Source organism: Lacihabitans sp. LS3-19, from assembly GCF_024343575.1.
Taxonomy (GTDB): domain Bacteria; phylum Bacteroidota; class Bacteroidia; order Cytophagales; family Spirosomataceae; genus Leadbetterella.
The window spans coordinates 1-1,730 of sequence record NZ_RJUA01000037.1; the positions used below are offsets into that span (position 1 = coordinate 1).

The 1,730-nt window shown below is 36.0% G+C and carries 2 protein-coding genes and 2 rRNA genes; all 4 read right to left on the minus strand.

The window, feature by feature from the left end:
* On the minus strand, positions 1 to 551 hold a 551-nt coding region (locus EGI22_RS15040), incomplete at its 3' end, for a transposase (protein ID WP_255069287.1).
* Positions 552 to 657: 106 nt separating this feature from the next.
* A complete protein-coding gene (locus EGI22_RS15045) occupies positions 658 to 1,002 on the minus strand; it encodes a transposase (protein ID WP_255069288.1) in 345 nt (114 codons plus the stop codon).
* A gap of 259 nt (positions 1,003 to 1,261) precedes the next feature.
* Positions 1,262 to 1,373, minus strand: a 5S ribosomal RNA gene (gene rrf, locus EGI22_RS15050).
* Positions 1,374 to 1,549: 176 nt separating this feature from the next.
* Positions 1,550 to 1,730 (minus strand): 23S ribosomal RNA (locus EGI22_RS15055); the annotation flags it as partial.

Genomic DNA, 1,730 nt, shown 5'->3' on the forward strand with positions numbered 1-1,730 from the left:
AGTTTAAATAATATTTCTGCTCTGTGCACCTGTGATGGAGACCACTTGACCTCTCTTTTATATAATAAATACCTACTTCTTACTAATAATTGTTTCAAAGTGTCTCCATTTTCCAGTATTTCTGGGATAAACTTCTTCTTTTCATTCTTGGCTAATTCTATTTCTTTATTCTCTTGTTCTATTGCTTTCCACCTGTGATTTATCCTTATTTCCTGTACGGCATCACTTGCTAATCTTTGAACATGGAACCTATCTGATACTCGTTTAGCTTTGGGAAAACTACGCTTTGCTATTCTCTCCATTGTTGGAGCCAAGTCTAGTGTCACTTCTTTTACTTTTTTCCTTTTTGCTTCTGGAATTTTATTTAAAATTTCTATTACTGTATCACTAACTGTTCCTTTTATCATTGCTACCAAAGCCCCTTTTTGGCCTTTCGCAGCTTTGTTGGTTAATATAGTGTACAGGTCGCCATTAGATAGGCAGGTTTCGTCCAATGATAGGTATTCTCCTATGTTTTCAGGAAATAAAATCCATTTTTCTGCATGATCCAATTGACTCCAATTCGTATATCCACTAAGATGACTTGCATATTGTTCTTGAAAACGTTTTCCATCTAAATGAAAAATCTCCCCAAGTGTTTTACAGCTAATTGGTGTATTATCTAAAAGCTCCTTTTAAAAAAGTCGCGAATTCCGTTGTCATTCGCGTTCCATTTGCTACAATTTCCCAATTCCTATAAACTATTTTCCCAGAGTTGTGATTTAACCATTTACGTCTCTTGATTTTCAAGAAACAGGGCTTCCCTCGAAGTGGAAAATCCCGAACAGTTTCTTCGTCAAAAAAACCTTTGGATTCTAATTTATCTCCTTCATATTCTGAAGGGATTATATTACGTTCTGAAATATAAATATTATAGGTTTCTACAACATTTTCAACTTTAACAAATTCAAAGTATTCTAATAACCCTTCTGGTAGTAATAATTGAAGAAGTTCCTTATTCAAGTTCTTAGTTTTTTTACACGAAGTAAATAACTATTTAGATTCCCCCCAACTTTTTTGCTTGATCCGTAAAAAACGTAAAGAGATTGATTTATCTTTGAAGTATTTATAGTCACAATAACAAGCCAGATTCTGAATACTGCACCATTACTCACCTCGTTTAATCCAATAACTTCTTATGGCAATCAAAAGCGAATATTTGATTCAAGAACCTAGGATAACAAAAAAGCCCCAAAGAATACTCTTTGAGGCTCTAATAAATAACTGGCATCTACCTACTCTCCCGGGTTTGATCCAAGTACCATCGGCGGTGCGGGGCTTAACTGCTCTGTTCGAAATGGGAAGAGGTGTTCACCCGCCCTATTGACACCATGAAGGTCTTTAATGTTCTTGTCCTACATTAGGACATTAGCATTGTATCTCTTCTTTTGTCTGTTGGACAATAAAATATTTTTTGACATTGTTTTATCTTAGTTTCCATCACTTATGCCTTATGCCTTCGTGACTTTTCCCTTAACAAAACATTGATATAAGAAAGACTGAAAATTAAAATTTAAGAGCTCTCGGTTCATTAGTACTACTCGGCTGCATACATTACTGCACTTCCACCTGTAGCCTATCTACGTCATAATCTCTAACGTTCCTCAAGGGAAGTCTCATCTTGAGGTGGGTTTCACACTTAGATGCTTTCAGCGTTTATCCCGTCCCGACTTAGCTACTCTGCCGTGCCC